Source organism: Burkholderiales bacterium, assembly GCA_035518095.1.
In the GTDB taxonomy this organism is placed as follows: domain Bacteria; phylum Pseudomonadota; class Gammaproteobacteria; order Burkholderiales; family JAHFRG01; genus JAHFRG01.
On record DATIXX010000006.1, the window covers coordinates 1 to 26,035 of the forward strand.

General features: G+C 53.6%; 28 protein-coding genes, 2 tRNA genes and 1 pseudogene. 4 read left to right on the forward strand and 27 right to left on the reverse strand.

From position 1 onward, the window contains the following. Nucleotide 1: 1 nt before the first annotated feature. From VLV32_01330 to VLV32_01350, 5 genes are all read right to left on the reverse strand, one after another. A tRNA-Cys gene (locus tag VLV32_01330) sits at nt 2-75 on the reverse strand. A 71-nt stretch (nt 76-146) separates the two neighbouring features. Continuing rightward, nucleotides 147-221 (reverse strand) — tRNA-Gly (locus VLV32_01335). 51 nt (nt 222-272) lie between these two features. Then, the gene (pgsA, locus tag VLV32_01340) at nt 273-866 is read right to left on the reverse strand and encodes a CDP-diacylglycerol--glycerol-3-phosphate 3-phosphatidyltransferase (GenBank protein ID HUL40540.1); all 594 of its coding nucleotides are present in this window, start codon (nt 864-866) and stop codon (nt 273-275) included. Nucleotides 867-890: 24 nt separating this feature from the next. Further along, entirely contained in the window at nt 891-2,690 is a 1,800-nt protein-coding gene (uvrC, locus tag VLV32_01345; GenBank protein HUL40541.1) for an excinuclease ABC subunit UvrC, read from the reverse strand. A gap of 24 nt (nt 2,691-2,714) precedes the next feature. Further along, entirely contained in the window at nt 2,715-3,482 is a 768-nt protein-coding gene (locus VLV32_01350) for a uracil-DNA glycosylase family protein (protein HUL40542.1), read from the reverse strand. Between the two features lie 46 nt (nt 3,483-3,528). Between VLV32_01350 and efp the strand changes: the two genes are divergently transcribed. Next, nucleotides 3,529-4,095, forward strand: a complete 567-nt coding sequence (gene efp / locus VLV32_01355) for an elongation factor P (protein ID HUL40543.1) — start codon at nt 3,529-3,531, stop codon at nt 4,093-4,095. 21 nt (nt 4,096-4,116) lie between these two features. On the opposite strand, the gene VLV32_01360 is transcribed toward efp, so the two are convergent. The 14 genes and pseudogenes from VLV32_01360 to rpoE all read right to left on the reverse strand — a co-directional run bounded on the left by VLV32_01360 (nt 4,117) and on the right by rpoE (nt 16,272). Further along, the gene (locus tag VLV32_01360; GenBank protein ID HUL40544.1) at nt 4,117-5,013 is read right to left on the reverse strand and encodes a cation diffusion facilitator family transporter; all 897 of its coding nucleotides are present in this window, start codon (nt 5,011-5,013) and stop codon (nt 4,117-4,119) included. Then, complete coding sequence (nagZ, locus tag VLV32_01365; GenBank protein HUL40545.1) at nt 5,000-6,103, reverse strand: beta-N-acetylhexosaminidase; 1,104 nt, start codon at nt 6,101-6,103, stop codon at nt 5,000-5,002. Before nagZ ends, VLV32_01360 begins: the two co-directional genes overlap by 14 nt. After that, nucleotides 6,100-6,480 carry a holo-ACP synthase gene (acpS, locus tag VLV32_01370; protein ID HUL40546.1) on the reverse strand — a complete coding sequence of 127 codons (381 nt, stop codon included), beginning with the start codon at nt 6,478-6,480 and terminating at the stop codon, nt 6,100-6,102. The genes nagZ and acpS overlap by 4 nt, the downstream gene beginning before the upstream one ends. Next, the gene (gene pdxJ / locus VLV32_01375; GenBank protein HUL40547.1) at nt 6,477-7,202 is read right to left on the reverse strand and encodes a pyridoxine 5'-phosphate synthase; all 726 of its coding nucleotides are present in this window, start codon (nt 7,200-7,202) and stop codon (nt 6,477-6,479) included. Before pdxJ ends, acpS begins: the two co-directional genes overlap by 4 nt. Before the next feature lie 39 nt (nt 7,203-7,241). Next, nucleotides 7,242-8,006 (reverse strand): DNA repair protein RecO, encoded by a 765-nt coding sequence (gene recO, locus VLV32_01380; protein HUL40548.1) that lies wholly within the window; start codon nt 8,004-8,006, stop codon nt 7,242-7,244. After that, complete coding sequence (gene era / locus VLV32_01385) at nt 7,999-8,886, reverse strand: GTPase Era (protein HUL40549.1); 888 nt, start codon at nt 8,884-8,886, stop codon at nt 7,999-8,001. Before era ends, recO begins: the two co-directional genes overlap by 8 nt. Before the next feature lie 31 nt (nt 8,887-8,917). Continuing rightward, a pseudogene (rnc, locus tag VLV32_01390) lies at nt 8,918-9,559 on the reverse strand (ribonuclease III). A gap of 14 nt (nt 9,560-9,573) precedes the next feature. Next, complete coding sequence (locus tag VLV32_01395) at nt 9,574-9,936, reverse strand: DUF4845 domain-containing protein (GenBank protein HUL40550.1); 363 nt, start codon at nt 9,934-9,936, stop codon at nt 9,574-9,576. Nucleotides 9,937-9,945: 9 nt separating this feature from the next. Beyond that, the gene (gene lepB, locus VLV32_01400) at nt 9,946-10,749 is read right to left on the reverse strand and encodes a signal peptidase I (GenBank protein ID HUL40551.1); all 804 of its coding nucleotides are present in this window, start codon (nt 10,747-10,749) and stop codon (nt 9,946-9,948) included. After that, nucleotides 10,749-12,539 carry a translation elongation factor 4 gene (gene lepA, locus VLV32_01405; protein HUL40552.1) on the reverse strand — a complete coding sequence of 597 codons (1,791 nt, stop codon included), beginning with the start codon at nt 12,537-12,539 and terminating at the stop codon, nt 10,749-10,751. The genes lepB and lepA overlap by 1 nt, the downstream gene beginning before the upstream one ends. 167 nt (nt 12,540-12,706) lie before the next feature. Further along, nucleotides 12,707-14,080 carry a DegQ family serine endoprotease gene (locus tag VLV32_01410; GenBank protein HUL40553.1) on the reverse strand — a complete coding sequence of 458 codons (1,374 nt, stop codon included), beginning with the start codon at nt 14,078-14,080 and terminating at the stop codon, nt 12,707-12,709. Between the two features lie 100 nt (nt 14,081-14,180). Beyond that, complete coding sequence (locus VLV32_01415) at nt 14,181-15,155, reverse strand: MucB/RseB C-terminal domain-containing protein (GenBank protein ID HUL40554.1); 975 nt, start codon at nt 15,153-15,155, stop codon at nt 14,181-14,183. Next, on the reverse strand, nt 15,152-15,670 hold the full coding sequence (locus tag VLV32_01420; protein HUL40555.1) for a sigma-E factor negative regulatory protein: 519 nt from the start codon (nt 15,668-15,670) through the stop codon (nt 15,152-15,154). The genes VLV32_01415 and VLV32_01420 overlap by 4 nt, the downstream gene beginning before the upstream one ends. Nucleotides 15,671-15,672: 2 nt before the next feature. After that, nucleotides 15,673-16,272: an RNA polymerase sigma factor RpoE gene (gene rpoE, locus VLV32_01425; protein HUL40556.1), complete on the reverse strand. Its 600-nt coding sequence runs from the start codon at nt 16,270-16,272 to the stop codon at nt 15,673-15,675. Nucleotides 16,273-16,526: 254 nt separating this feature from the next. Here rpoE and nadB point away from each other — a divergent pair, with 254 nt between their 5' ends. Beyond that, nucleotides 16,527-18,122, forward strand: coding sequence for an L-aspartate oxidase (gene nadB / locus VLV32_01430; protein HUL40557.1), 1,596 nt, complete (start codon nt 16,527-16,529; stop codon nt 18,120-18,122). 4 nt (nt 18,123-18,126) lie between these two features. Here the strand turns inward: nadB and VLV32_01435 are convergent, their stop codons facing one another. Continuing rightward, nucleotides 18,127-18,567 carry a protein YgfX gene (locus VLV32_01435; protein HUL40558.1) on the reverse strand — a complete coding sequence of 147 codons (441 nt, stop codon included), beginning with the start codon at nt 18,565-18,567 and terminating at the stop codon, nt 18,127-18,129. Nucleotides 18,568-18,688: 121 nt separating this feature from the next. Here VLV32_01435 and VLV32_01440 point away from each other — a divergent pair, with 121 nt between their 5' ends. Further along, the gene (locus tag VLV32_01440; GenBank protein ID HUL40559.1) at nt 18,689-19,513 is read left to right on the forward strand and encodes a pyruvate, water dikinase regulatory protein; all 825 of its coding nucleotides are present in this window, start codon (nt 18,689-18,691) and stop codon (nt 19,511-19,513) included. Here the strand turns inward: VLV32_01440 and VLV32_01445 are convergent. Both VLV32_01445 and senA read right to left on the reverse strand, forming a co-directional pair. After that, nucleotides 19,510-20,154: an RNA methyltransferase gene (locus VLV32_01445; protein ID HUL40560.1), complete on the reverse strand. Its 645-nt coding sequence runs from the start codon at nt 20,152-20,154 to the stop codon at nt 19,510-19,512. The two genes, VLV32_01440 and VLV32_01445, sit on opposite strands and share 4 nt — an antisense overlap. A 164-nt stretch (nt 20,155-20,318) precedes the next feature. Beyond that, entirely contained in the window at nt 20,319-21,620 is a 1,302-nt protein-coding gene (gene senA, locus VLV32_01450) for a selenoneine synthase SenA (protein HUL40561.1), read from the reverse strand. A 54-nt stretch (nt 21,621-21,674) separates the two neighbouring features. Here senA and senB point away from each other — a divergent pair, with 54 nt between their 5' ends. Next, nucleotides 21,675-22,643, forward strand: a complete 969-nt coding sequence (gene senB / locus VLV32_01455; GenBank protein HUL40562.1) for a selenoneine biosynthesis selenosugar synthase SenB — start codon at nt 21,675-21,677, stop codon at nt 22,641-22,643. Here senB and VLV32_01460 read toward each other — a convergent pair. Genes VLV32_01460 through fabZ form a run of 5 tightly spaced genes read right to left on the reverse strand, consistent with a single transcriptional unit; the run spans nt 22,615 to nt 26,031 of the window. Further along, complete coding sequence (locus VLV32_01460) at nt 22,615-23,070, reverse strand: CopD family protein (GenBank protein HUL40563.1); 456 nt, start codon at nt 23,068-23,070, stop codon at nt 22,615-22,617. The two genes, senB and VLV32_01460, sit on opposite strands and share 29 nt — an antisense overlap. A 3-nt stretch (nt 23,071-23,073) precedes the next feature. Further along, complete coding sequence (gene rnhB / locus VLV32_01465) at nt 23,074-23,652, reverse strand: ribonuclease HII (GenBank protein HUL40564.1); 579 nt, start codon at nt 23,650-23,652, stop codon at nt 23,074-23,076. Beyond that, complete coding sequence (lpxB, locus tag VLV32_01470) at nt 23,621-24,823, reverse strand: lipid-A-disaccharide synthase (GenBank protein ID HUL40565.1); 1,203 nt, start codon at nt 24,821-24,823, stop codon at nt 23,621-23,623. The genes rnhB and lpxB overlap by 32 nt, the downstream gene beginning before the upstream one ends. A 6-nt stretch (nt 24,824-24,829) precedes the next feature. Next, nucleotides 24,830-25,600 (reverse strand): acyl-ACP--UDP-N-acetylglucosamine O-acyltransferase, encoded by a 771-nt coding sequence (lpxA, locus tag VLV32_01475; protein ID HUL40566.1) that lies wholly within the window; start codon nt 25,598-25,600, stop codon nt 24,830-24,832. After that, nucleotides 25,597-26,031, reverse strand: coding sequence for a 3-hydroxyacyl-ACP dehydratase FabZ (gene fabZ / locus VLV32_01480; GenBank protein ID HUL40567.1), 435 nt, complete (start codon nt 26,029-26,031; stop codon nt 25,597-25,599). The genes lpxA and fabZ overlap by 4 nt, the downstream gene beginning before the upstream one ends. Nucleotides 26,032-26,035: the final 4 nt, after the last annotated feature.

Sequence of the window (26,035 nt, forward strand, 5' to 3'; positions counted from 1 at the left end):
TTGGAGGCGGGGGTCGGAATCGAACCGGCGTCCACGGCTTTGCAGGCCGCTGCATGACCACTCTGCCACCCCGCCGCATTTAAGCACCGCTAAAAATTGAACAGGGAAAACGAAGCGATGACAATTCTTTTCGTTTTCCCTGAATTTGGAGCGGGAAACGAGGCTCGAACTCGCGACCCCAACCTTGGCAAGGTTGTGCTCTACCACTGAGCTATTCCCGCGAAAAAACCGATTGTGCATTATATGAGGCTGATCTTTATTGTCAAGGTTGATCACACGCGTGTCGAGAATTGCGGTACGGCCTTTTTTAAATAATAGACCATCGACCACAATGTCAATATTGCCGCAATGTAAATGCACCAAGTGCCGATCAATTGGGCGTCGATGACGCCCAGCAAAGTGCCATGATAAAGGAGCAGCAGAATTGCCGCCATCTGCGAAATTGTCTTGATTTTGCCAAGAAACGAAACCGCCACGCTCTTAGCGGCGCCGATCTTTGCCATCCATTCGCGCAGCGCGGACACTGCGATTTCGCGGCCGATGATGATAAACGCGATAAGCATATTCACGCGGCTGCTGCCGTCCTGATTGTCTTTCAGCCAAACCAGGATAATCAAGGCGGCCACTACCATCAGCTTGTCGGCGACCGGGTCAAGAAATGCGCCAAAGGCAGAAGTTTGGTTAAGTGTGCGCGCCAGATACCCATCGAGCCAGTCGGTGATTGCCGCCACAGCGAAAATCGATGTCGCCAACAGGTTTTTATGATGCATGCTCAAGGCTGTATCGGAAACATAGAAGATTCCGACAAACAGCGGAATCAGGAGAATCCGCAGCCAGGTAAGAAGGTTAGGTATGTTTAACCGCATATTGATGTACCAAAATACCTGTGTCTAATGTAACTCCCGGTATATTTTTTCCGCCAGCCTGCGGCTAATGCCATCAACGAGCGTCAGATCATCTACACTTGCGGCAAGCACCCCTCTCAGCCCGCCAAAGCGTGCCAACAGTCTCTGCCTGCGCTTAGCCCCCACTTCACTTATTTGCTCGAGAGACGATGTCATGCGCGTTTTTTGGCGTTTGGCACGATGGCCCTGAATCGCGAAGCGGTGCGCTTCATCGCGGATCTGCTGAATCAAATGCAATGCGGAACTGTCGCTCGCTAGTCGTAGCGGTTTTTCTTTCCCGGGGAAAAACAGTTGCTCCATACCCGGCTTGCGATCTTCGCCCTTTGCGACGCCGATCAAATAGATGTCATTCAATCCCAACTCAGCCAGAATATCGTGCGCTGCATTTATTTGCCCTTTGCCGCCGTCAACCAGAATCAGATCCGGAACCTTGCCTTCGCCTGCCGCAATTTTCCGGTAGCGCCGGGTCAACACCTCGCGAATCGCCCCGACATCGTCACCCGGTGTGATTCCCTCGACATTATAGCGGCGGTATTCGCCGCTTTGCATGGATAGATTATCAAATACCACGCATGATCCGATCGTGGCTTCGCCCATGGTATGGCTGATGTCGAAACACTCGATGCGCTGCAGGCCTGCGGGCAATCCCAGAACCTGAAGCAGGCTGTGCAGCCGCGCGTCTTGGGTCGCTTGGCTACCGGCCTTTTGCTGGATGGCCAAAGCCGCATTTTGTATCGCCATGTTGAGCCATACCCGCCGTTCTCCAACGGTACGCGAAACGATTTGCACTTTATGGCCGGCATGCTGGCTCAATGCCGCTTGCAGCGCGTCCGCAGTCACCGGTTGGTTGACTATAACGGTTTGAGGTGCCGCGCGACCTAGATAATGCTGCATCAAAAACGCCTCCAGCGCCGCCGCAGGCTCATAACCTTCCGCGTTTTGCGGAAAGAAACTCTTGTCACCCAGATGCATGCCGCTTCGCACCATCACCACGTTGACACACACCAATCCGGAGTCTGCGATGCATGCTACGATGTCAGCGTCGACCTGATTATGGCTGCTCACAAACTGTCTTTCCTGGATCTTACGCAACGACTGCACTTGGTCACGGTACAGAGCTGCCAGTTCGTAATTTCGCTCATCGGCCGCATGCTGCATCTTTTGCGTGAGTATTTGCAAAACCCGCTGTTGCTTGCCTTGCAAAAACAAAATCGCATTATCCACGTCGGCGCGGTAACTCGCCTCATCAATCAAATTTACGCAAGGGCCGGTGCAACGCTTGATTTGGTACAGCAGGCATGGACGCGAGCGATTATCAAATGCGCTGTCCTCGCACGTGCGGAGCCGAAATACCTTCTGCAGCAGCTGAATGCTCTCTCGCACTGCGCCGGCATTCGGGTAAGGGCCAAAATATCGGTTTTTCTTTTCGAGCGCCCCGCGATGAAATCCGAGACGCGGAAAACGATGCTCGCTGACTTCGATGTAGGGATATGACTTATCGTCTCTGAACAGAATGTTATATTGAGGCGTCAGGCTTTTTATTAAATTGTTTTCGAGCAACAGCGCCTCGGCTTCGGAGCGGGTTACCGTGGTTTGCACCTGTGCCACCTGCGACATCATTAACCGGGTGCGCGGGGATGCCTGGGCTTTCTGAAAGTACGAGGAGACCCGCTTTTTAAGATCCAGCGCCTTGCCGACATAGATTACCTTGCCGGCCGCATTAATCATGCGGTATACACCGGGCAGGTGTGGCAGACCGGAAACCGTTTCCTTGTCGCTGATCATGCGCTCAAAAATTGGAGATCAGCCTCACTTGTCCAGCAGCTTGCACGCAATCGCCCGGGTTTGCTCTTGCAATTCATCAAAAATGACGTGGGTGTAGGATTCCGGTTTATTTGCTATGCGCGCCAAGGACTCCGTGCCGGACGCAAGTTGGCGACAAATGCGGGCAAATACCGTTTCGAACATACGCGAGTTCAGGCGTTTGGTTTGAACATTATACCGGCTGCAGTGATAGCTATCGTACAAGGTCATTCCGTTAGGGAGCGTGTGTGTGGCGCCGTGCGCAAATGCAAACTCCTTAGCTTTGAGATCTAACGCCATGAGTACCGCGCGGTGCGCAATGGTACCTAAGGCCAGGATCACTGAGCCTTTATTCATTGCTTTAAGTTCGTACGCCAAGTACTTATTACAACTACGTATTTCTTTTGTGTTTGGCTCGTTCTTTGGGGGCAAGCACTTGACAGCATTGGTTATCCGACAACCAATCAGCCGAAGTCCGTCTTTTGCATCAGTCGCCGTTGGTTTGTTAGCAAAACCAAAACGGTGCAGGGTCTGGAACAGCAAAATTCCGGCGTAATCACCGGTAAACGGCCGACCTGTGCGGTTTGCGCCGTTCATCCCGGGCGCCAATCCCACAATCAGCAGCATCGCACCGGCGTCACCAAATGGCGGCACAGGCCTAGCGAAGAAACCCGGGTGTTCGCGCTTGACGTGGTCAAGATGGCGCGCAAGCCGCGGGCAGTCTCTGCATTGCGCGCGAAAAGCTGCAGCAGATAGTTTCTTTGTTTTATTCACTCTATAGTAGAATTACGAATTTTCACGAAAAGGCAGCATTGGATTTATGTCCAAAGTTCTTGCAACCGAAATCAGGGCCGGCAATCTTATCGAGTTCGAGAAACGCGTGTGGCGCGTGCTTAAATGCTACCACGTTCATGTGGGCGGCCGCGGTGGGGCCTTCATGCAGGTGGAAATGAAGGACGTGGAAAGCGGCACTAAACTTAATCAGCGTTTTCGGACGGAGGAGAAAGTAGAGCGCGCTTATGTCGACAGCCGGGAAATGGAATATCTGTATAACGATGGCGGCAACCTGGTGTTCATGGACAAGGAAAATTACGAACAACTCAGTTTGTCTGCGGATTTTCTCGAGGGGCAAGTCGGGTACCTGCTGCCCAATACCGACGTCCAGATGAATTTTCACAATGGGCGCGTGATTGGGCTGCAACTACCGCCCAGTGTCGTGCTTACCGTTACTGAAACCGAGCCAAACCTAAAAGGCGCAACCGCGACCAGCTCTTATAAACCCGCCAAAACTGAAACCGGATTGACCGTAATGGTGCCGCCGTTCGTTTTGGAGGGCGAAAAGATCAAGATCAATACCGATTCGGGCCAATATATCGAAAGAGTATAGGCGCTCAGGCACTACCCCCGATTATTTTGGATAGATGCGGATTGAGCCCGCGTATCGGGGTTGTCGCCGGACTTCCGGCTGCAGCGTCACATGGTCAATATCGAATTTCCGGTGCAGCATTATCTGCGTCGCTTCGAGTATTGTCGGCCAAGCATCCAGAGCACGCACCTCCAAATGCGCAGACAGCGCAATCCTGCCTGACGTCAAGGTCCAGATATGCAGGTCGTGTACCGAGCGTACTCCGTCAATATGCGCCATCTCTTGCCCTACCGATTCTATTTGCAAATTTCGCGGCACACCTTCCATCAGTACGTGCAGCGCTTCGCGCAACACACGGAATGTGGAGTATAAGATGAGTGCCGCCACCGCCAAGGAAAGTATCGGGTCTGCCGGTAACCAGCCGGTATAATAAATTACTGCTCCGGAAATCAGGGCGGCCACGGACCCAAACAAATCGCCCACCACATGCAGTTGCGCAGCGCGGGAATTAAGCGTCTGCTCGCCACGGCTCAATAACAGCACGACGAATATATTGATAATGATTCCGGCAGCAGCGATCACCATGACCGCAGCGCCGGCAACGGGCTGCGGTTGGCGCAATCTTGAAACCGCTTCGACCGCAATGAACAAAATCACCAGCAGCATGATCAGGCTGTTTACGAGGGCGCCCATAATTTCGGCACGCAATAAGCCATAGGTATGACGGCGGGTCGGCGGATGTTTCGCTATCCAGCCGGCTAATACAGTCAGGCCAAGCGCTACACTGTCGGAAAACATGTGCCCGGCATCGCTTAGCAACGCCAGCGAACCCGACCACCAGCCTCCCGCCGCCTCTGCAACTGCAAAGCTAATGGTAATCAGCAGCGCCCAACGTATGCTCTGATTCGCGCCTCGCGAATGAAAATCATGGAGATTCATCACTGCCTATATTTCCACTGTTGCTTAATGCCAGATCGCCGCTGCGTAAGCCGACGCTCGCAACCTGGTGCACAGCTTTCGCGTAATAAGCATCTTCGCGCAACTGCAACAGCGACGCAGCGTGCGGCCTGCCGTGCAGCTGCGCCAGCCGGGCCATACTTATTGGCGGCATTTCGAACCGCAACTCGTCAAGCAGCTCATCTACGGCTGCAGAACCGTTGCTGCAGACCAGCACCATATCGCAACCGGCGTTGATCGCGGCATGGGCGCGGTGCACAATCCCACCTGCGCTGCTTGCACCTTCCATACCTAAATCATCGCTGAAAATCACGCCTTCAAACCGAAACCGGTGGCGCAGTATTTCCCTGAGCCAGATGCTGGAGAACGTTGCCGGGACCTTGTCGATTTTGGAATAAATGACATGAGCCGACATAATTGCGCTCAAGCCGTAGCCTATCATCTGAATAAAAGGGAGCAAATCGGCCGATTCCAGTTCTTGCAGACTGCGCTCATCGACCGGAACTTCGAGATGCGAATCCGCAGTCACAAAACCGTGCCCGGGGAAATGCTTGCCTACCGCCGCCATTCCGCTTTGCTTCAGTCCTTGCATCAGGCTGCGCGCCAATTCAGTTATCGCTCGCAGGTCGCTGTGCAAAGCGCGATCGCCGATGATGCTGCTGGCGCCGTGGTCTACGTCAAGAACCGGAGTAAAGCTTAGATCCACGCCGCAAGCGCGTAATTCCGCCGCCAGAACAAATCCTGTCATTTGCGCCAGGTGTTTAGCGCGTTGCGCGTTCACATCCCATATCTTTCCCAGTTCGCGCATCGCCGGAAGCCGGGTAAAGCCGTCGCGAAAGCGTTGCACTCGGCCCCCTTCATGGTCCACCGCGATGAGCAAGTGCGGATTACGTAACGCGCGGATTTCGGTCGTAAGTTCGAGAAGCTGCGACGGTGACTGATAATTGCGACTGAACAAGATTACTCCGCCAACCGCCGGCCGCCGAAGGCGCTCCTTTTCCATCGGCGTAAGGCGCGGGCCGCCGATGTCCAGCATTACCGGCCCTAGGGGCATCACAGCGGCGGACATCATTGCCGTTCCAGTATTACCATGGCGCAGGCCAGATTATTTTCGTCACTCAGACTGACAAAATGGCGCCCGATATTGCGTTCATTCAGGTAGCGCTCGAGTGCCGGGTGGAATCGCAATTCCGGCTTGCCCAAACGGTCGTGCGCTATGGTAATGTAACTTAGAATTACCGGATATCGGAACCCGCTTCCGACGGCTTTGGCAAAAGCCTCTTTTGCAGCAAAATTGATGGCGAGGAACGCAGCACGCCGCTTGCTTGCGCTAAACTCTTGCCGTTCGATTTGGGTAAGCACCCGTTTCGCAAAGCGCTCCCCGTATTTTTCCAGGAGCCGCGCCATACGCCCTATTTCCACCAAGTCTACGCCAATTCCGTAAATCACCGTGCCGCCTTGAGCATGATGCTCTTCATTTCCCTCACCGCGGCCTGCCATCCGGTAAACAGAGCGCGAGCGACTATTGCGTGACCGATATTGAGTTCGACGATATGCGGTATCGCCGCGATTTTTTGCACATTCTGGTAATGCAATCCATGTCCGGCATTTACATTTAACCCAAGTTTATTGGCGTAAGCGACTGCGGAGCGAATGCGCTGGAGTTCTTTCTGTTGCCGGGCTTTGTTCGGGGCGTCGGCATAATGCCCGGTGTGGATTTCAATATCCGGTGCTCCTGCCGCTTTTGCAGCATCCAGTTGCCTGAACTCGGGCAGAATGAACAGCGAGACGCGCACACCCGCGTCGGCCAGCAGCGTACAGGCGCGTTGGATGCGCTTAAAATGCCTGAGCACGTCAAGACCGCCTTCGGTGGTGAGTTCTTGGCGTCGTTCCGGCACGAGACAGGCGTGCTGCGGGCGAATGCGCCGCGCAATTTGCAACATCTGTCGGGTCGCGGCCATTTCCAGGTTCATCGGAACGTGTAGCTTTTTGCGCAGCGCCTCCACGTCTTTGTCCTGAATGTGTCTGCGATCCTCGCGCAAATGCAGGGTAATGGTGTCGGCCCCCGCCTGTTCAGCAAGCAACGCCGCCTTAATCGGATCAGGATAAACGGTACCACGCGCCTGGCGCAAGGTGGCGACGTGATCAATATTAACGCCCAGCCGTATCATTGTTTTCTTGGGCAAAGTGAAATTATATCTATATCGACGTTAGCTCAGAGGCTCGAGCTGCTGCATGTCCGTCAATAGCTGCCTAGTATGCAGGATTTGGTTGCCCAGATAATGGTTAATTAGAAATCGCATTAGCGTCTTGCTCTGCTGCAAGGTCAACGGGTCGCTGTAGTCGTCGGCCGCCATGTCCAAGAATGTTTTTCCCAGGAACCGGGACTCGTCCCGGGCGGTTTCCGCCTCAACAGGCCCGCGCTCGATGACATAGCGATAGTAATGATTTGTTCTCACCGGAGCGCCGGTTTCCGCGTCATGTTTCAATATCAGCGCGTACCCCAATTCTTTAAGCAGGCACACCTCGAAGCGGCGCAAGACCGGCGACAGACTCTTTTGCGCACCGAGTGCAAGCAGTGTTTCCAGGTAATAGGTGAATAAATGCTCGTGCGGGTCCTCGCGCGCCAGCAATTTGAGCAGCAGCTCATTCACGTAAAATCCGCAAAGCAACGCCTTGCCTGCGAGCCGGACCGGTCTTCCCTGCCATTCCGCGCGGCGCAACGTGCGCAATTCGGATCTGCCGGACCAAGACAGCAATAACGGTTGAAATGCCAGCAATACTCCCCTCACCGCAGACTTGGGCCGTCGCGCACCGCGCGCCATTAGCGCAATTCTGCCGAAATTCTGCGTAAAAACTTCCACCACCAGGCTGCTCTCGCGGAAAGGGTAGCTGTGCAGGACAAAAGCAGACTGTGAATCCTGTACTCCCTTTTCATCAATTCTCAGAGGCGTTGCCGGTCGTTTATCATTCATAGCCCAAAGCTTTCAGCATCCGTATATTGTCTGCCCAGCCCTTTCTTACCCTCACCCAAACCTCCAGAAATACTTTGCCTCCGAATAATTTTTCCATGTCTACGCGAGCCTGCGTTGCGATCGTTTTCAGCTTCCCCCCTTTGGCCCCGATGATAATCGCCTTCTGGCTGGACTTGTCTACGATGATTGAAGCCTGAATGCGACGCAGATCAGGTTCTAATACAAAATCATCCACCATTACCGTAACTGCATACGGCACTTCTTCACCTAACGACCGGAAGATCTTCTCTCTTATAAGTTCTGCAGCCATGAAGCGTTCGCTACAGTCGGTGATTTCATCAGCCGAATAGACCGGTGGGTTTTCCGGGAGAAACTCGCGCAGCGTCTGCAGTAACTCGTTCAGTTGCAGGTTTTTCTTCGCACTTACAGGCACAATTGCAGCGAAACGGTGTTCCTTGGACACTTTTTCGATAAACGGCAATAATTTCTTTTTATCGGTAAGCTTGTCGATTTTATTGATTACCAGCAATATCGGGCAGCCGGACATCAAATCCAAAGTCTGGCGCTCCGGACCGTTAAACTGCAAGGCATCAACAACAAGCAGTACAGCATCCACGCCCTGAATGGTCTGCGCTACACAACGGTTCAGCGCCCGATTGAGAGCGTTGTTGTGTTGCAGTTGAAAGCCGGGGGTATCGACAAATATATACTGAGTTTCGTCTTGGGTAAGGATGCCGGTTATTCGGTAACGCGTCGTTTGTGGTCTGCGCGACGTAATGCTGATTCGTTGCCCTACCAGGCGGTTAAGCAACGTTGATTTACCGACATTGGGACGCCCGACAATGGCAATCATGCCGGTTCGAAAGGAAGTGCTTGCCATGCTATGCGGCGGCGGCGAGCCGATATGCCTGCCGGGCGGCATCCTGTTCAGCGCTTCGACGGCTGGTTCCCGATCCGAAAGCCCGGATTTTTAATTCCGGTATGAAGCATTCGACTCGGAAAGACTGCTGATGCGCCTCGCCTTGCGTAGAGATTACACTGTATTGTGGCAGCGCAAGCTTTCTGCCCTGCAGTAATTCCTGCAGCATGGTTTTGGCATCCTTAGTCGGGTCATTCGGGTCGATTTCCTGCAGAAGCGGGCCGTACAATGCGTAGATAACCTCCTGCGCGCGTTCAAACCCGCCATCGAGGAACACTGCGGCAATCAACGCTTCCAAAGCGTCGGCAAGGATCGACGGGCGGCGGAAACCGTTGCTCTTGAGCTCGCCCTCGCCCAACAGCAATTGTTCTCCGAGTTTCAGGCGCTGCGCCAGTTCAAACAAAGTCTGCTGGTTGACCAGATTGGCGCGCAACCTGGAGAGTTCGCCTTCGTTCAGATTGGGGAAACGCTGGAACAACGCGTATGCGATGATGCAGTTGAGAATGCTGTCCCCGAGATATTCCAATCGTTCGTTATGCGGAACGCCATAACTGCGGTGAGTTAAAGCCTGACGCAAGAGCTCCGGCTTGCCGAATGCATAGCCGAGCAGGTAAGAAACGCTTTGGCTATCCATTTACTTTTAGCCAATTATTTCCGTTTTGCGCTGGATGCCTGAAAGTCCATGCACGCGGAGAGGTTGCCAATAATTGGCACTTTTACCGGGTAATTTGCATCAAGCACCACCTCGTCGCCTTGCTTGACGATATCCAGATCCTGGCCGCTAACCGTCGTAATATTATCAATGAGCGCGTGCTTGTCGAATGCACCGCGAATTTCGCTCGGTGTGGCTGTGTCCAAGTCCAGATCTCTAGCTACGCCGTCTATGGCTTTTTGCACATAGAAGTATTCAAGATAAGGAGGCAGCAGCTTGAACACGAGTAATGCTGCGAAAACTAAAACAACCGCCAATACCAGAAAGCCTAGAAAGGTTAAGCCGCGCTCCGGTTTCATATCACCTCCTTATCTGATAGTTTTGCCGACGCGTTTCAGGTTATCAAAATTCCACCAGATCATGAACGCCTTGCCGATAATGTTCTGCTGCGGAACGAACCCCCAATAACGACTGTCGCTGCTGCTATCGCGATTGTCACCCAGCATGAAGTAATGCTCGCTTGGAACGGTACAGCTGAATCCTTCTTCATTGTAGACGCAATTCTGCCGGAACGGGAATTGCCTCACTCCTCCAAGCTGGATCGGCGGCACGCCGGGCTGAATTAGGATTGCGTGCATATGACCGCCGAGATTCTCGGTCAAGCGTTCGGCCTCGACAAAATTTAAACCCGATTCGACGTAATCGTACTCGCCGTCAGGCAGCGTTTTCACTTCCGTTCCGTTAATCCACAATCTTTTATCGCGGTAAACGACCTTGTCGCCGGGCACTCCAACCACGCGCTTGATGTAATCCAAAGAGGGATTTTCCGGGTAACGAAACACCATTACCTCACCACGTTGAGGCTGGTTGATATTCATGATCTTGACGTTGATGATCGGCAGGCGCAACCCGTAGGTATATTTGTTGACCAGGATAAAATCTCCAACCAGCAATGTGGGGATCATTGACCCGGATGGAATCTTGAAAGGCTCCACCACGAATGAACGCAACAGGAACACCACCAATATCACCGGGAAAAAACTTTTGGGATATTCCACCCACCACGGCTCAGGGGCTTTAGGGGCGCGTCTCGCCTTAAGCCAAAAATAGTCGATCAGCCCGATAGCGCCGGTAATCACCAGGAGGACGAACATGAAAAGCGCAAAATTCATTACTTCTCCACTCCCAAAATCGCCAGAAAAGCGGCTTGGGGAATCTCAACGTTGCCAACCCGTTTCATGCGCTTCTTGCCCGCTTTCTGCTTTTCCAGCAATTTTCTCTTGCGCGTGACGTCTCCCCCATAGCATTTCGCCAGCACATTCTTGCGCAATGCCTTGACGGTTTCGCGGGCGATGATGTGCGAGCCGATAGCGGCTTGCACTGCGACATCGAACATCTGTCGCGGGATAAGTTCACGCATCTTTGCCGTCAGTTCGCGGCCCCGATATTGACTGGCCGAGCGGTGCACTATCAGCGACAACGCATCAACCCGGTCACCGTTAATTAAAATGTCCAGCTTGACCAGATCCGCATTGCGGAATTCCTTAAACTCGTAATCAAGCGAAGCGTAGCCGTGGCTTACCGATTTTAGCCTGTCAAAGAAATCCAGAACCACCTCATTGAGCGGCAACTCATAAGTCAGCATCACCTGACGGCCCATGTACTGCATGTTTTTTTGTACCCCGCGCTTTTCGACGCACAAGCTGATTACCGGGCCGACATAATCCTGCGGCACGAAAATGGTGGCGCTAATAATGGGCTCGCGTATTTCATCGATTTTTACCGGGTCGGGCATTTTGGAAGGATTTTCGATTTCCATGACCTCGCCGTTGCCCAACAGCACTTGATATACCACTGTAGGTGCAGTAGTTATCAACTCCATTCCGTACTCTCGCTCCAGTCTTTCCTGCACGATCTCCAGGTGCAGCAAACCTAGAAAGCCGCAGCGGAATCCGAACCCCAAGGCTTGGGAGGTCTCGGGTTCGTAGTGGAGCGAAGCATCGTTGAGCTGCAGCTTTTCCAGCGCGTCGCGCAGCGCATCATACTCGTTTGAATCCACCGGGAACAGACCCGCAAAAACCTGCGGCTTTATTTCTTTAAATCCGGGCAACGCCTGCTGCGCCGGATTGCCGGCAAGCGTAATCGTATCGCCGACCTTTGCAACTTTGAGTTCCTTGATACCGGCGATGACAAATCCAACTTCTCCGGCCGATAGTGAATCCTTAAGCCTCGCTTTCGGGGTAAACACGCCTACCTGCTCACACAAGTGGCACACTTGCGTGGACATCAGCAAGATTCTGTCCTTTGGCTTGAGCACCCCGTCCACGACGCGCACCAAAATCGCTACCCCGACATAATTGTCGAACCAGGAATCTATGATCAGCGCCTTGAGCGGTAAGTTTGCATTGCCTTTGGGGGGCGGTATGCGGCGGATCACCGCTTCCAGGACATCTTCAACGCCTTGACCGGTCTTGGCGCTCACTTGAACCGCGTCCTTCGCAGAAATGCCGATGACGTCCTCAATCTCCTCGATGACGCGGGCCGGTTCGGCGGATGGCAGATCGATCTTGTTCAAAACCGGCACAACTTCCACCCCCTGCTCTATCGCTTTATAGCAATTTGCCACGGTTTGGGCTTCGACCCCTTGCGAGGCATCCACAACCAGCAACGCTCCTTCGCACGCGGCAAGGGAGCGTGAAACCTCGTACGAAAAATCCACATGGCCCGGGGTATCGATTAAGTTTAAGAGATAATTTTGGCCGTCGCGCGCGCGATAATTGAGCGCTGCGGTTTGCGCCTTGATAGTTATTCCACGCTCGCGCTCCAACTCCATTGAGTCCAGCACCTGTGGGCCCATTTCTCGTTCCGTCAAACCTCCACATAAGTGGATGAAGCGGTCGGCAAGAGTGGATTTACCATGATCAATGTGAGCAATAATGGAAAAATTGCGAATGTGATTCATGAATCAAAAAAAGGCACTGAAGTGCCCTTTGCCGTAGGCGGATTGAAATCCAGAATATTTCGAGGATGCTGTGTGAGCATCAAAGCTGAGGCTCACCCTTGGCGACTAACATGTCGTTAGCCGGCAGTATCGTCCGCTCGTCGTGTGCAAATAATATATGGCCGCTTTCAATTCTCATTGGTACGCAGCGGAATGTACAAGGCGTTGTCGCCTCGTCGCACCAGCAATGCAATAGCACGCCCTTTCCCCAGCTTATTGAGCAGTTGGGTGAACTGCTCGACCGACTTAACGTCTTGGTTATTTACAGCCAGAATTATATCGCCGCGTCGTATTCCGGCACGCGCAGCGGCACCCTGTACATCCTCAACCAGTATTCCGCCGCGTATTCCTAACGCGGTACGCTGGTCAGCGGTTAAATCGCTCAAAGCCATTCCCAGATGACTTTCCGGTGCCTTGCCGCGTTTGCCCGGGTGCTGTGCCACATTTTCTTCAGGCGGGAGTTCGCCAACCGTCAATGTTACATCCTTGGTCGCTCCCTTGCGCCATATTTCCACCGTTACTTTGGATCCCGGTTTCGTCGAACCAACGATTCGCGGTAGATCAGCCGAACTTTCGACTGTCTTGTTATCGAATTTGAGTATCACGTCGCTGGGCTCGAGTCCCGCCTTGTCGGCTGGGCCTCCTTTTTCTACGGAGTTTATAAGCGCGCCCACCGGCTTGCTCAATCCGAAGGATTCCGCGAGTTCCTTAGTAACTTCCTGAATCACCACACCGATACGGCCGCGACTGACCTTGCCGGTGGTACGCAATTGCTCGGTAACTTCCATCGCAACATCGATCGGTATGGCAAAAGACAAACCCATAAAGCCGCCGGTGCGGCTATAAATTTGCGAGTTGATGCCTACGACTTCGCCTTTCATATTAAACAACGGCCCGCCGGAGTTTCCGGGGTTGATCGCGACGTCGGTCTGGATGAACGGAACGAAGCGCTCCTGGGGCAGGGAACGGCCTTTGGCGCTTACTATACCTGCGGTGACGCTGTTCTCGAAGCCGAATGGCGAGCCGATAGCGACCACCCATTCCCCAACTTTAAGCGCCGCCGGGTTGCCCATGGTAACTTTCGGCAATCCGGTCGCGTCGATTTTGAGTAACGCGACATCAGTACGGGCGTCACTGCCGATGACTTTGGCTTTGAATTCCCGTTTGTCGGTCAATTTAACTGTCACCTCATCCGCATCGGCCACCACGTGCGCGTTGGTAAGGATATAACCGTCCGAACTGATGATAAAGCCGGAGCCGAGGGATTTTGATTCAAACTCGTGCGGTATCGGAGGACCAAATCGCTTGAAAAACTCATAGAACGGATCATTTTCGGAAAAAGGCGGCATACCCTGCTCGGCCTGCACGGTTTGGGTGGTACTGACATTGACAACGGACGGCCCTTGCTTCTCCGCCAATTCGGTGAAGTCGGGCAATTCCTTGGCTAAAACAGGCGCGACAAGCCAAATAGAAAAGGCAAACGCTAACAGCAGTTTCTGCATTGATTGACGTCCTTCCTCATGAAACGATACCTCGACACAACAAGGGGAGAATTATAGAGTAATTCTAGAAAAGAAAAACAGCTATGTATTTTTTGGACTTTTATTTACCGGTGAAGTATACGGAATTTCCCAATTCCATAACCGTCATCATCGGGACCTCACCCAGCACCGTTACTTGGTAATTTTCATCCACGGGTGTGGTATAGATATTTAGCGCACCGCGTTTGGCCACGCCTTTCATCGGCTTGACTCCTGAAGCAAGCGGCTCAATGAATATCGACACCGCCGCGAGTCCGTCAGAGTAAACGATGTGTGAAATGGGCGCGGGTTTACCGCTTATCACACGCTTGGTTTCCAGGATTTTCTTGAATCCCGCGAGCGGGCTTCTGACAGCCCAGCCGGTTTCAGTGGAGGCCGGCTCAGACTGTCCGGAGAGATCATAATGCCATCCCGCGCTCTTGACCGGATATTGCGGTTTAAGCATTTCCGGATCGATCGGCCCGCCTATTTGCAGCTGGGTAAATTCCATCTGTTCCACAACTTCGTTTTTTTCGTCCAGCATACTGGCTTTAAGCAAAAGCCCTGAATTGCTTTCGGCCCAAAGACGATGTCCGTAACGCAAACCATCCTTAGGTTCGAGCCGCAATGTCTGGCAATCGAAACCAGCGATGCGCTCATGGTCACCCATCTTGATAAGATAACTTTCACTTAGGTTGTTGAGCTCCTCCGGAAGCAACGCAGGAAAGGGTTTCCTTTGAATTCGCTTTTCGACTTTTACGGTCTTGGTGCTGGGAAGAAAACACTGCACTTCGTCATTATTGCGAACAATCTCACGCGGCACACCGTTTAGGATTTCAAGTTTCTCGTGCTCGCCGGTACTGTCCACCGCGTGCACAATCTGAGATGTTTCCACGTGGCTGCCATATTGATAAATGAAAGTGCCGCTGTAATTAAGCTCGTGTGCGGCGGTCGCGATTTTTTGCAACCAGGTGATTCCGTCGCTAGGCGGCGCCGGAGTTTCTGCCAACAGGATCGCTGGCCAGGCGAACAACAAGCCAACCAGCCAGATTTTCATCGATTCGCTTCCTCACCGCCGTCCGAGACTGTGCGTATGTAAGGCGCTACGCCCTGCATAGTTGTACTGGGCGAAAATTCCTGGTGGGCAAGCAAATATTCTCTGGTTGTGCTGTTGAAGGGATATCTGGGAAGGCTGGCGAGCATGGCTGCATTGGATTGCACGGTGGCTGCTATCTTATCTTCTTTGACTTTGTCGGCATTGCCTTGCAGTACAACCCAAGCCACCGCGGCTACTGCGGCCAACGACGCGGCGGCGGACAACGCGGCGATTTTAGTTCTTGTCCGCATCGGCCTTCGAGGAGCGAGGATGGCCGGTTCCAGGGCCAATTTGTCCCTAAAGCCTTCACTGAGATTGAGTGTGATAATGCCGGTCTGTCTCATCACATCACCAATTAGGTGGTAATCAAGCCAGGCGTCGCGCATTTCTTTGTTCCGTTTCAGTTCGGCGAGTACAGCCTTTGCGGCGTCCGGTTCCAGTTCGCCATCCATAAAAGCCGATAAATCGTATTTCATAATCACCACCTCTTGTCTTTACTGGTGCCAAGCATTGGTCGAAGTTTCTCGGCTATCGCTTCGCGCGCCCGGAAAATCCTTGAACGTACTGTGCCGATTGGGCAACCCATTATTGTTGCAATGTCCTCGTAGCTCAATCCTTCAATTTCACGCAGCGTAATCGCCGTTCTCAGCTCGCCAGGTAGATTCTGCAGTGTCTGATTCACTGTTTTGGCTATCTGCTTGCTCATCAATTCATTCTCGGGCGTGTTCACATCCTTCAGTTGCTCCCCATCTTCAAACATCTCAGCCTCCGCCACGTCAAACTCCGTGGTGGTGGGCGCTCGGCGTCCCATTGCCACCAAGTAGTTCTTGGCTGTATTAATGCCGATCCGATACAGCCAGGTATAAAACGCACTCTCGCCCCGGAACGAGGGCAAAGCCCGGTACGCCTTTATAAACGCTTCTTGCGTGACGTCCTCTATTTCTGTTGCATCACGTATGAAGCGGGACAACAGCCTACCGAGTTTGCGCTGGTATTTGATTACCAGCAGCTCGAAGGCGTGCTTGTCCCCGTGTTGTGCGCGTTCAACCAGCTGCTGGTCGATTTCACGATCACCCATGTGCAGCGATTCATTCCCTGGATACTGCTCGTTATAATTGCAGAGCTTCAGCCAGTCAGCAATTCCCGGACAGCGGGCTAGTATACCCTAGTTCAGCTGTCTCTCAAGAATGCGCGCACCAACACATAGCACTCCAGACAGCACCAGTTTTTAATAGTTCATTCGGGATTGACGTTATTTCGGCTCCGGTATGGCTGCGCCTACAATGTACCTCTGTTACTATGATCCCGAGCCCAGAGAAACGAGGAGCGAAATTGCAGCGCTTTGACGTAGTCATTATCGGTAGCGGGCTTGCCGGTCTCACGGCGGCGCTCAATCTTGCGGACCGCAAAAAAATCGGGCTGGTCACCAAAAAAGACCTCATCGCCGGGGCGAGCGATTGGGCGCAGGGCGGAATTGCCGCGGTCTTGGGGAACGATGACTCGGTTGAAGAGCATATACAGGACACCTTGACTGCGGGCGCTGGACTTTGCGATGAGGCAATGACCCGCTACGTCGTTGAGCGGGGCCGTAATAGCGTGCAATGGCTTATCGAACAGGGAGTGCAGTTTACACCCGACAAAAAAAGCAACAGCGGCTATCACCTTACCCGGGAAGGCGGCCACAGTCACCGTAGGGTAATTCATGCTGCTGACGCTACCGGACACGCGGTGCAAACGACTCTCGAAGCAAAAATAAAGGCCCATCCCAACATCAGTGTGTTTGAGCACCATATCGCTGTGGACGTCATTTACGGCAGAAAAATCGGCCTTCCGGACGATCGGTGTTATGGTATCTATGTTCTGGACCGCCGCGCCGATAAGGTTAAAACCATCGCCGCAGATCATACCGTGCTGGCGACCGGGGGAGCGGGCAAAGTTTACCTTTACACGACCAACCCGGATACTTCTAGCGGAGACGGCATCGCCATGGGCTGGCGTGCGGGCTGCCGGATTGCCAACATGGAATTCATTCAGTTCCACCCGACCTGTCTTTACCATCCGCATGCCAAGTCATTTCTTATTTCCGAGGCAGTGCGCGGTGAAGGCGGAGTTTTACGCCTGCCTGACGGCACTCGCTTCATGCCCGCACATGATCGGCGCGCAGAGCTTGCGCCACGGGACATCGTAGCGCGCGCAATAGACTTCGAAATGAAAAAACGCGGGTTAGATTGCGTCTACCTCGATATTTCACACAAGCCTGCAAGTTTTATCCTCGAACATTTCCCGACTATTCACGCGCGTTGCAAGGAGCTAGGCATTGATATGACCCGCGAACCCATTCCGGTCGTGCCCGCTGCCCATTATATGTGCGGCGGAGTCGTTGCTGACCGCCACGGACGCACCGATTTGCCCGGTCTGTATGCGGTTGGAGAGACCGCTTATACCGGGTTGCACGGCGCCAATCGCCTCGCTAGCAATTCACTTCTGGAATGTCTGGTGTTAGGTCAAGCCGTGGCGCAGGATATCCTGAGTCAAGCCGGGAAACCGCGCGTCAGCCTGCCTGAATGGGACGAAAGCCGGGTGACCGACGCCGACGAGGTAATTGTGATTTCCCATAACTGGGAGGAGCTTCGTCGATTTATGTGGGACTATGTGGGCATAGTGCGCACCACTAAACGGCTGGAACGGGCGCAACACCGCATCCGGTTGTTGCATGAAGAAATCAACGAATATTATGCCAATTTCCGGGTGAGCGGCGATTTGCTGGAACTGCGCAACCTGGTGATGACCGCTGACCTCATCGTTCAAAGTGCCTTGTTGCGTCATGAAAGCCGCGGTCTGCATTTCAGCCGCGATTACCCAGATCTCCTCGCTGAAGCGCGCAATACCGTGCTGCAGCAAAAGATCGAGGCCATCAGCCCGGCGTGAAGAGCTATCTAGGTGCAAGCAACTTTGTCTTGAGTTTCCAGCGCAGCAAAACACGGAGTTTGCGGAAGTCTTCGCCATCTACCGCGTCTGGAAGAATCACCACATGCCGCGCCAGGCGCTTTTCTTTAACTTTAACATTCAATACCGTAAGCGAAGCAGACACATAACTTGTAGGCAGCACCATGCAATCCAAGTGCTCTCCCCTGCGCGTTTGCGCGACGCCTCTGCCGTCTTCCTTGATTTCAAGCGCGATGATTGAATTGGCTCCGGCCAGCCACGCGGTGCGTCTGAAATAAAACACAAAACTCATGAAAAACAATGGGATGGTTACGAAGTTCAACGATGTCGGCACAGGCAGGGCGAGAACCGACCCGATTGCAAGCGCATGGACTAATGCAAGCAGCAAAGCCAAACTTAAAGAAGGTTTAAAGCGTATGTATAGCATTTAGTTTTGTCGTAGCCTCTCCTGCATCGGGCACCCGCTACACCATCAATCTTTTCCTCAAATTGTAATAAGCGCGCAAATCGTATATTTTACTTTTTGCATGTTTTCGACCGGAACAACGATGCAAAATAAGCGCACGGCTTTTTTCATTTCCGACCGCACCGGCATTACTGTGGAGATGCTCGGGCACAGTCTGCTCACGCAGTTTGATGGCGTCGAGTTTAAACAAGTCACCATACCTTTCGTGGATACGGTGGAAAAAGCCGCAGAGGTCGCGAACCAGATCAATCAGGTTGCCCTCGCCGAAGGCAGTTGCCCGTTGGTCTTCAGCACACTGGTCAACCCTGAAATCAGCGCCATGGTCGCGGCCGCAAACGCGCTGTTCATGGACTTTTTCCAGGTATTTACCGACCCCTTGGAAAGCGAACTCGGCGTCAAATCCTCGCACGTGATTGGCCGTTCGCATAGTTTCAGCAACAGCTACGGGTACCAGGCACGGATCGAAGCCGTTAACTATGCCCTGCGACACGACGACGGTGTGTCGACGCGCGATTTAAACCAGGCGGACGTGATTTTGATAGGTGTTTCGCGCTGTGGAAAGACTCCCACGTGCCTGTACCTGGCCTTGTTGTTCGGCGTTCGTGCTGCCAATTATCCGTTATTGCCGGAGGATTTCAGTTCGATGACACTGCCGCCTCAACTTAAGCCGTTGCGCAATAAACTATACGGACTGTCCATTAATCCGGACCGTCTTCAGCACATTCGCAATGAACGTAAACCGGGCAGCCGCTATGCAACACTCGCCAACTGTCAGTTTGAAGTCAGGGAAGCAGAAGCGCTAATGCATCAGGAAGGAATTAACTATATCGATACCACCACCAAATCCATCGAAGAAATTGCCACAACAATTTTGCACAAGGCAAATCTGGAACGGCACATCTACTAGTTTCGGTCAGCGTTAGTTTTTTCCTGCCTGATTTTTTCAAACAGGCAAATCGCCGCGGCCGCTGCGGTGTTTAACGATTCCATTTTTCCCGGCATCGGTATCATGACGCGCTCGTCGGCAGATTTCAGCAATGACGGCGACACCCCCGCTCCCTCATTACCGAAGATAAAAGCAACTGGCCCGCAGCAGTCCGTTTCATACAATGTTTTTTTTGCATCCGGATCGGTGGCAATGATTTTTCCGTTGAAATGCCTTACCACCGCCGAAAGATCGCTGTTTTCGAAAATCGGCAACTTAAAGTGAGCGCCCATTGCCGCGCGCAGCGTTTTTGGCGACCAGGCAAACGCACAGTCTTTCGAAAGAAAGGCGCAATCTGCGCCGGCCGCCGCCGCCGAGCGCAGTATCGAGCCCAAGTTCCCGGTGTCCTGGATGTCTTCCAGTAGCACGCCGAACTGGGATTTTTCCGGCTGCATTTTTGATGCCGGAATATTGGCGATGGCGAGTATTCCGGCTGGGGAGGAAACTGGGGAAAGTTCATTGAACAGGGAATCGGGCAGCTGAAGCGAATTGAGAACGGGCAAGCGTTGCAGCAAACCCTGTATTTCATTGCGCTGCATGCCGCTTGCGCTAACGGCTACCATTTCAGGCGCGCCAAACATGGAACAATAAGCCGAAACCAGATGGACACCATCGAGAACAGCTTTACCGGTCTTTTTTCTCGCCCTTGACGAATGCGCGAGCCTCAGAAGCGACCTGAAAAGCGCATTTTTGCGCGACGAAATATGTTTCACGGGCCGGTTATTATCTAGGCCTCGATAGCGCAGGTACGAAAGCCGCTAAACACGTCGCGCCGATCGGGAGTGTAGAAATTGCGCCAGCTGTTGCGCAGCAGCCTCGCCCGTGTCGCGAAACACCCTCCGCGCAACACTTTATGATTGCCAAACCATGGCAACGAATACTCCGCGTATGGGTCCGCTACGAACCCCGGATAGGGAAGGAACCAGTCCGCGGTCCATTCCCAGACATTACCCAACATCTGCCTAACGCCCCATGCGCTGTCGCCTTCAGGCATCGCGCCGACGGGGACGCTGCCCGCGATAACGCCATCCAAATTGGCGTGCTTCGTCGTAGGTGGTTCGGATCCCCAGGGATAGCGCCGCTTGACCTCTATCTTGCCTGGCACCGTTGCAGCCGCCATTTCCCATTCCGCCTCGCTGGGTAGGCGCCGCCCGGCCCAGCGGCAATACGCCTCCGCCTCAAACCAGTTGACGTGAATCACAGCGCTACTACCTGGCAACGGCACCCGTTCGTTGAACTGCCGCAACAACCAGTTACCTTCTTCCTTTACCCAGTACGGGGGCGCCTCGGCACGTGCGCTTTGCCTCCACTGCCAGCCTAGTTCGGACCAGAGTTCGCGGCGCCTGTAGCCTTTGTCCTCAATAAACTCGAGGAATTCGCCGTTGCTGACTGCAGTACGCGATATGCGGAACGGTTCAATCTCAATTTCATGCGCCCATTTTTCGTTATCGAATACAAATCCATCCTGCCGCGTAGCGCCCAGCATCATGGGTCCTCCGCAAACAGCTACATCTTTAGCATCAGCGTCTAATAAATTGACTGAACTCCCGAGACCGGCGAACCCGGGCCTGGCATATCCTAGAGTTTGCCGGGTGTAGAAGAGCGCTTCGCCGTGCATGTCCTCATGGTATAGCGCGAGCCGCGCGAAATAGTCGAGCTCGTCTTCTCCGCACTCGGATTTTTCCAGAACGCGCTGCAATACTTCTTCCAAATATGCCAGCGTGTGATCCGGGTTGGGCAGCGGAAGATCCCATCGGATGTCGTGCGCGACCGCGCCCGAATCGTAAAGCCGATCCGCATCCGGCATGATGGACGGTGCCAATGCGGCCGAGCCCCTGTAACGCAGGCACCAGCGTTCCTGGAACCAGCCGATGTGTCCCAGCTCCCACAATGGAGGGTTGACAATGGCCAGCCTGGGCCCGAACCACTGCACGCCTTGGAGATCACTGATCAAAGCCAAGGTACGCGTTCTAGCGTCTAGCAGTTGCTTGCCGAGACCCGTCTCACGAAGACATAATGGCGCGTTCATTTAATCCGGGCATTGTGAAAACAATCCCGGTTATTATCGCAAGTTCACTCGCTGATGAACATCGTCATCGTTACGCCTGCGGCGGCGCCCACTCTGAGCGGGAACCTTAATACGGCGCAGAGATGGGCTCGTTTGCTGAAGCATATCGGCCATCAGGTCGAGATTGAATCCGAATGGGATGGCGCTCCTGCAGACTTGATGATCGCTCTGCACGCAGGCAAGAGCTACGGCTCAATCCAGCGCTTTGCCACCCTGGTACCGCGGCGGCCTTTGATTGTCTGTCTCACCGGCACTGATTTGTACCGCGATTTAAGGACCGATTCATCGGCGCAGAATTCGCTGGAGTTGGCAACACGTCTGGTCGTGCTGCAGGAAATGGCGTTAAAGGAACTGCCGGCCGACATGCGGCACAAAACGCATGTCATTTATCAGTCGGCAAAACCAATTCCACCCGTGGCGCCGTTAAAAAGCCAATTTGAAATTTCCGTAATTGGCCATTTGCGCGAGGAGAAGGATCCCTTCCGTTGCGCAATGGCATTGCGCTATTTGCCCCCTACCTCCCGCATTCGGGTTTGCCATATGGGCCGGGCAATGAGTGCTGAAATGAATGATCAGGCTCGCCAGTGGATGGCGCGCGAACCACGTTACCGCTGGACAGGCGAAATCCAGCATCGCGAGGTGCGCAGGCGGCTTGCGCGCAGTCGCGCCATGGTCATAAGTTCGCTTATGGAGGGCGGCGCCAATGTCATTTCAGAAGCGCTGGTAACAAACGTGCCGGTGATCGCATCGCGAGTTCCGGGCAACATCGGCATGCTGGGTGAAAAATATAACGGATACTTTACGGCCGGGGATGAGCGTGAGCTTGCTGCGCTTTTGCTATGGCTGGAAAGCAATCACGACTTTCGGACTGCGCTCAAAAACCAGTGCCGGAAGCGCGTGCCGCTCGTTCTAGAAAAATGCGAGTCGAAAGGTCTCGAAGCGTTGCTTGCAGATATCAAGCGGCAACGGCCGGGCCAAGCGTAGCGACCGCGATATTAATCAGGCCCAAGATCAAATTGGCGGCAACCAGTAGGCGAATCTGGTTCAGCGCCGCGCCTGCCGTGGCCCAATCCTGGTCTGCTATTGAACGCCGCAGCCGTCGGAACGGCGCGAAATACACGTGTACGAAAATTAGTATCATGAGAAATCCAGTGAGCATCATCGCGTAGGCGTAGCCTGGCACGCTTACGTTGCCCAGTTGCCGCATCATGTATAAACCGCTGCCGAGTATAGACGCAACTGCCAGCCACACCCAGGAAAAGAAGCGCCTCAGTACCGCCAACCAAAGTTTGAGCCTTTGGGGCGGCTCGAGCTCCTGCGCAGCGGCGGGCCGCAGCGCTAAGTAGGCGAAAAACATTCCGCCCACCCAAATCACAATCCCGAAAACATGTAAAAGTTTGGCAACGCCCATGTGTTACCTGCACGCTTTGAGAAATAGCTTTACCGGCGCAAAACTGCGGCGGTGTATTTGACATGCACCGTATATTTGCAACGCGGCAAGATGCTGCAGAGTCGGGTAACCTTTGTGCCGGTCGAAACCATATTGCGGAAAATGCCAGTGTAGCGCAAGCATTTCCGCATCGCGCGCTGTTTTGGCCAGAATCGAAGCCGCCATGATCTCCGGAATTTTACAGTCTCCCTTGACGACGGCACGTGTCGGGTAACCGAGCGTTGGACAGTGCAGCCCGTCCACCAACACGACTGCGGGTTGCAGCGCAAGACTCTCCACGGCGCGCTTCATTGCGAGTAGGCTCGCCTGGAGAATGTTTATCCGGTCGATCTCGTCCACGCTCGCCGAGGCGACTGCCCAGGCCAGCGCGCAGGATTTGATTTCCGAGGCGAGTTGTTCGCGTCGCACCGCGCTCAATTGCTTGGAATCGGCCAGGCCGAATATTTTGTTACCGGGGTTGAGCATAACGCAGGCGGCGTATACGGGACCAGCAAGCGGTCCCCGTCCGGCCTCATCCACCCCGCAAATCGGCCGTCGAATCACAAATTACCCCTTGCTTTTCCAGATACGGCATTATGGCTTGCGCTAAACGCAGCGCAGTGTCCTGTTTAAGCTTGGCATGAATTGCTGTGAATTTCCGGCGCAACCGATCGATTATCGTCTGGTCCGCGATCAGATTGAGGAGCGCTTGTGCCAGATTAGCAGGGGTTGCGTCGTCTTGCAGAATTTCAGGAACGATAAATTCGCCGGCCAGGATATTTGGCAGACCGACATAGGGCAAGTAATATCTGTTCTTGACTATGCGAAAGCTAAGGTCATTGGCCTTGTAGGTGATGACCATTGGACACTTGAGAAGTAACGCTTCAAGGGTCGCTGTTCCCGAAGCAATTAGCGCAACGTCGGCTACTTTTAGCGCGCTGTGCGTGTGCCCAAATAATACGGTAAGCGGTAAATCCTGCGCATTGTTCCGGTATAAGGCGATCTGAAACTGGTCGCGCGTTTCACGGCTATCCAGGGGCACCAGAAAATGCGCGCCGGCCTGCTCTTGCAATACACGCTTCGCGGTTTCAATAAAAGTATCCGCCATGTAATGTAACTCGTTTACCCGGCTGCCCGGTAATAGGGCGAAGACTTTCGCGTTCGCCGGCACTCGCATTTGCTCGCGAGCCGCAACACGATCGGGCACGTCAGGCAGCATTTCAGCAAGCGGATGACCGACATAAGTCACAGGTATTCCCGCTTTTTCGTAAATCGGAGCCTCAAACGGAAATAGCGTGAGCATATGCGATACTGCGCGCTTGATCTTATGAATGCGTTCGCCGCGCCATGCCCAGACAGAAGGGCTCACATAATGAATTGTGGGCACCCCGCGCTGTTTCAGTCTCTTCTCAAGGCCGAGGTTGAAATCTGGCGAGTCTATCCCGATCAAAATCTGCGGCCGGTGCAGCAGTAGGTAATTGCGCAATTTACGGCGGATCCAAATGATTTGCGGCAAGCGCGTTAAAATTTCGACATAACCATGGACGGCTAGTTTATCTATTGGAACCAGCGAATTTATTCCTGCCGCCAGCATCTTGGGTCCGCCGATGCCGATGAACTGCGCTTGAGGAAGAAAAGTTCTTAAGGCGCGGATAAGATGCCCGCCAAGCTGATCGCCGGATGCTTCAGTCGCAACTATGCCGATAACAATGCGCGGTTGATGCGCGGGATTCATGAAATATTAGCGAATTAGCCCGCGTTGGCTGTTCTCAAGAAATTCGACCAATACACGAAGTTCCGGGCATTGCTCTACTTCCGCTGCTATTGCCTGTCTGGCTTCGTCCAACGCAAGCCCGGATTTGTACAGTGTCTTGTAAGCGCGCTTGATGCCAGATATTGCTTCTGCTCCGAACCCGCGCCGTTTCAGTCCCTCAGAATTGATTCCATGGGGCCGGGCTGTGTTTCCCGACGCCGTAACGTACGGGGGAACGTCTTGTCTCACAATGCTGCCGGCTCCCAACATGCTGTGAGCTCCGATATGGCAGTATTGATGAATGCCCACAAACCCGCCGAGTACCGCGTAGTCGCCTACGTGAATGTGTCCCGCAAGATGCACGTTATTGGCGAAGATAGTATGGCTGCCGATCTGACAATCGTGCGCCAAGTGCACGTAAGCCATAACCCAATTACCGTCGCCGACCCGCGTGATACCGACGTCCTGCACCGTGCCACGGTTAAACGTGCAGAACTCGCGAATGGTGTTGCCATTGCCGATTTCCAGCCAGGTTGCTTCCCCGCCATATTTCTTGTCTTGAGGCGCATCTCCAAGTGAGACAAACTGGTAGATCCGGTTATTGGATCCGATGCGTGACGGACCTAAAATCACCGCGTGCGGGCCAACCCAAGTGCCGGCGCCGATTTCAACTTTATCGCCGATGATGCTATACGCTCCCACCTCGACATCCGGCGCGAGTTTGGCTCCCGGGTGTATGATCGCAGTCGGGTGAATCATTTCGCCCGCACGGCACAAATCAACTCCGCTTCCGCGACGACGTCGTCATCGACCTTGGCCAGGGCGGTAAATTTCCAGAAACCCTTGATATGCCGGGTTAGTGTAGCGTGAAGCAGCAGTTGATCACCCACTAGCACCGGCTTCTTGAACCTCGCGTTGTCAATGCCAACAAAATAGTAAACCGAATCCTCATTGACCTTGAAATTGTCCGTTTTGAAGGAGAGGATGGCGGAGACCTGCGCCAGAGCCTCGAGAATCATGACGCCCGGCATGATCGGCTGCTGGGGGAAGTGACCGACAAAATAGGGTTCATTAATGGTGACGTTTTTGATGGCTACGATGCTCTTCCCGGGCTCAATGGAAAGAACCCGATCCACCAGCAGAAATGGGTAGCGGTGTGGCAGGTACTGCATGATTTCGCCGACATCCATGCCG

Coding starts and splice junctions, on each gene's coding strand:
- pgsA (HUL40540.1), bottom strand. CDS start 866: ATGCGGTTAAACATACCTAACCTTCTTACCTGGCTGCGGATTCTCCTG.
- uvrC (HUL40541.1), bottom strand. CDS start 2,690: ATGATCAGCGACAAGGAAACGGTTTCCGGTCTGCCACACCTGCCCGGT.
- efp (HUL40543.1), top strand. CDS start 3,529: ATGTCCAAAGTTCTTGCAACCGAAATCAGGGCCGGCAATCTTATCGAG.
- VLV32_01360 (HUL40544.1), bottom strand. CDS start 5,013: ATGAATCTCCATGATTTTCATTCGCGAGGCGCGAATCAGAGCATACGT.
- nagZ (HUL40545.1), bottom strand. CDS start 6,103: ATGATGTCCGCCGCTGTGATGCCCCTAGGGCCGGTAATGCTGGACATC.
- pdxJ (HUL40547.1), bottom strand. CDS start 7,202: ATGATACGGCTGGGCGTTAATATTGATCACGTCGCCACCTTGCGCCAG.
- recO (HUL40548.1), bottom strand. CDS start 8,006: ATGAATGATAAACGACCGGCAACGCCTCTGAGAATTGATGAAAAGGGA.
- era (HUL40549.1), bottom strand. CDS start 8,886: ATGGCAAGCACTTCCTTTCGAACCGGCATGATTGCCATTGTCGGGCGT.
- VLV32_01395 (HUL40550.1), bottom strand. CDS start 9,936: ATGAAACCGGAGCGCGGCTTAACCTTTCTAGGCTTTCTGGTATTGGCG.
- lepB (HUL40551.1), bottom strand. CDS start 10,749: ATGAATTTTGCGCTTTTCATGTTCGTCCTCCTGGTGATTACCGGCGCT.
- lepA (HUL40552.1), bottom strand. CDS start 12,539: ATGAATCACATTCGCAATTTTTCCATTATTGCTCACATTGATCATGGT.
- VLV32_01410 (HUL40553.1), bottom strand. CDS start 14,080: ATGCAGAAACTGCTGTTAGCGTTTGCCTTTTCTATTTGGCTTGTCGCG.
- VLV32_01415 (HUL40554.1), bottom strand. CDS start 15,155: ATGAAAATCTGGCTGGTTGGCTTGTTGTTCGCCTGGCCAGCGATCCTG.
- VLV32_01420 (HUL40555.1), bottom strand. CDS start 15,670: ATGAAATACGATTTATCGGCTTTTATGGATGGCGAACTGGAACCGGAC.
- rpoE (HUL40556.1), bottom strand. CDS start 16,272: ATGGGTGATCGTGAAATCGACCAGCAGCTGGTTGAACGCGCACAACAC.
- VLV32_01435 (HUL40558.1), bottom strand. CDS start 18,567: ATGCTATACATACGCTTTAAACCTTCTTTAAGTTTGGCTTTGCTGCTT.
- VLV32_01440 (HUL40559.1), top strand. CDS start 18,689: ATGCAAAATAAGCGCACGGCTTTTTTCATTTCCGACCGCACCGGCATT.
- VLV32_01445 (HUL40560.1), bottom strand. CDS start 20,154: ATGGTAGCCGTTAGCGCAAGCGGCATGCAGCGCAATGAAATACAGGGT.
- senA (HUL40561.1), bottom strand. CDS start 21,620: ATGAACGCGCCATTATGTCTTCGTGAGACGGGTCTCGGCAAGCAACTG.
- senB (HUL40562.1), top strand. CDS start 21,675: ATGAACATCGTCATCGTTACGCCTGCGGCGGCGCCCACTCTGAGCGGG.
- VLV32_01460 (HUL40563.1), bottom strand. CDS start 23,070: ATGGGCGTTGCCAAACTTTTACATGTTTTCGGGATTGTGATTTGGGTG.
- lpxB (HUL40565.1), bottom strand. CDS start 24,823: ATGAATCCCGCGCATCAACCGCGCATTGTTATCGGCATAGTTGCGACT.
- lpxA (HUL40566.1), bottom strand. CDS start 25,600: ATGATTCACCCGACTGCGATCATACACCCGGGAGCCAAACTCGCGCCG.
- fabZ (HUL40567.1), bottom strand. CDS start 26,031: ATGGATGTCGGCGAAATCATGCAGTACCTGCCACACCGCTACCCATTT.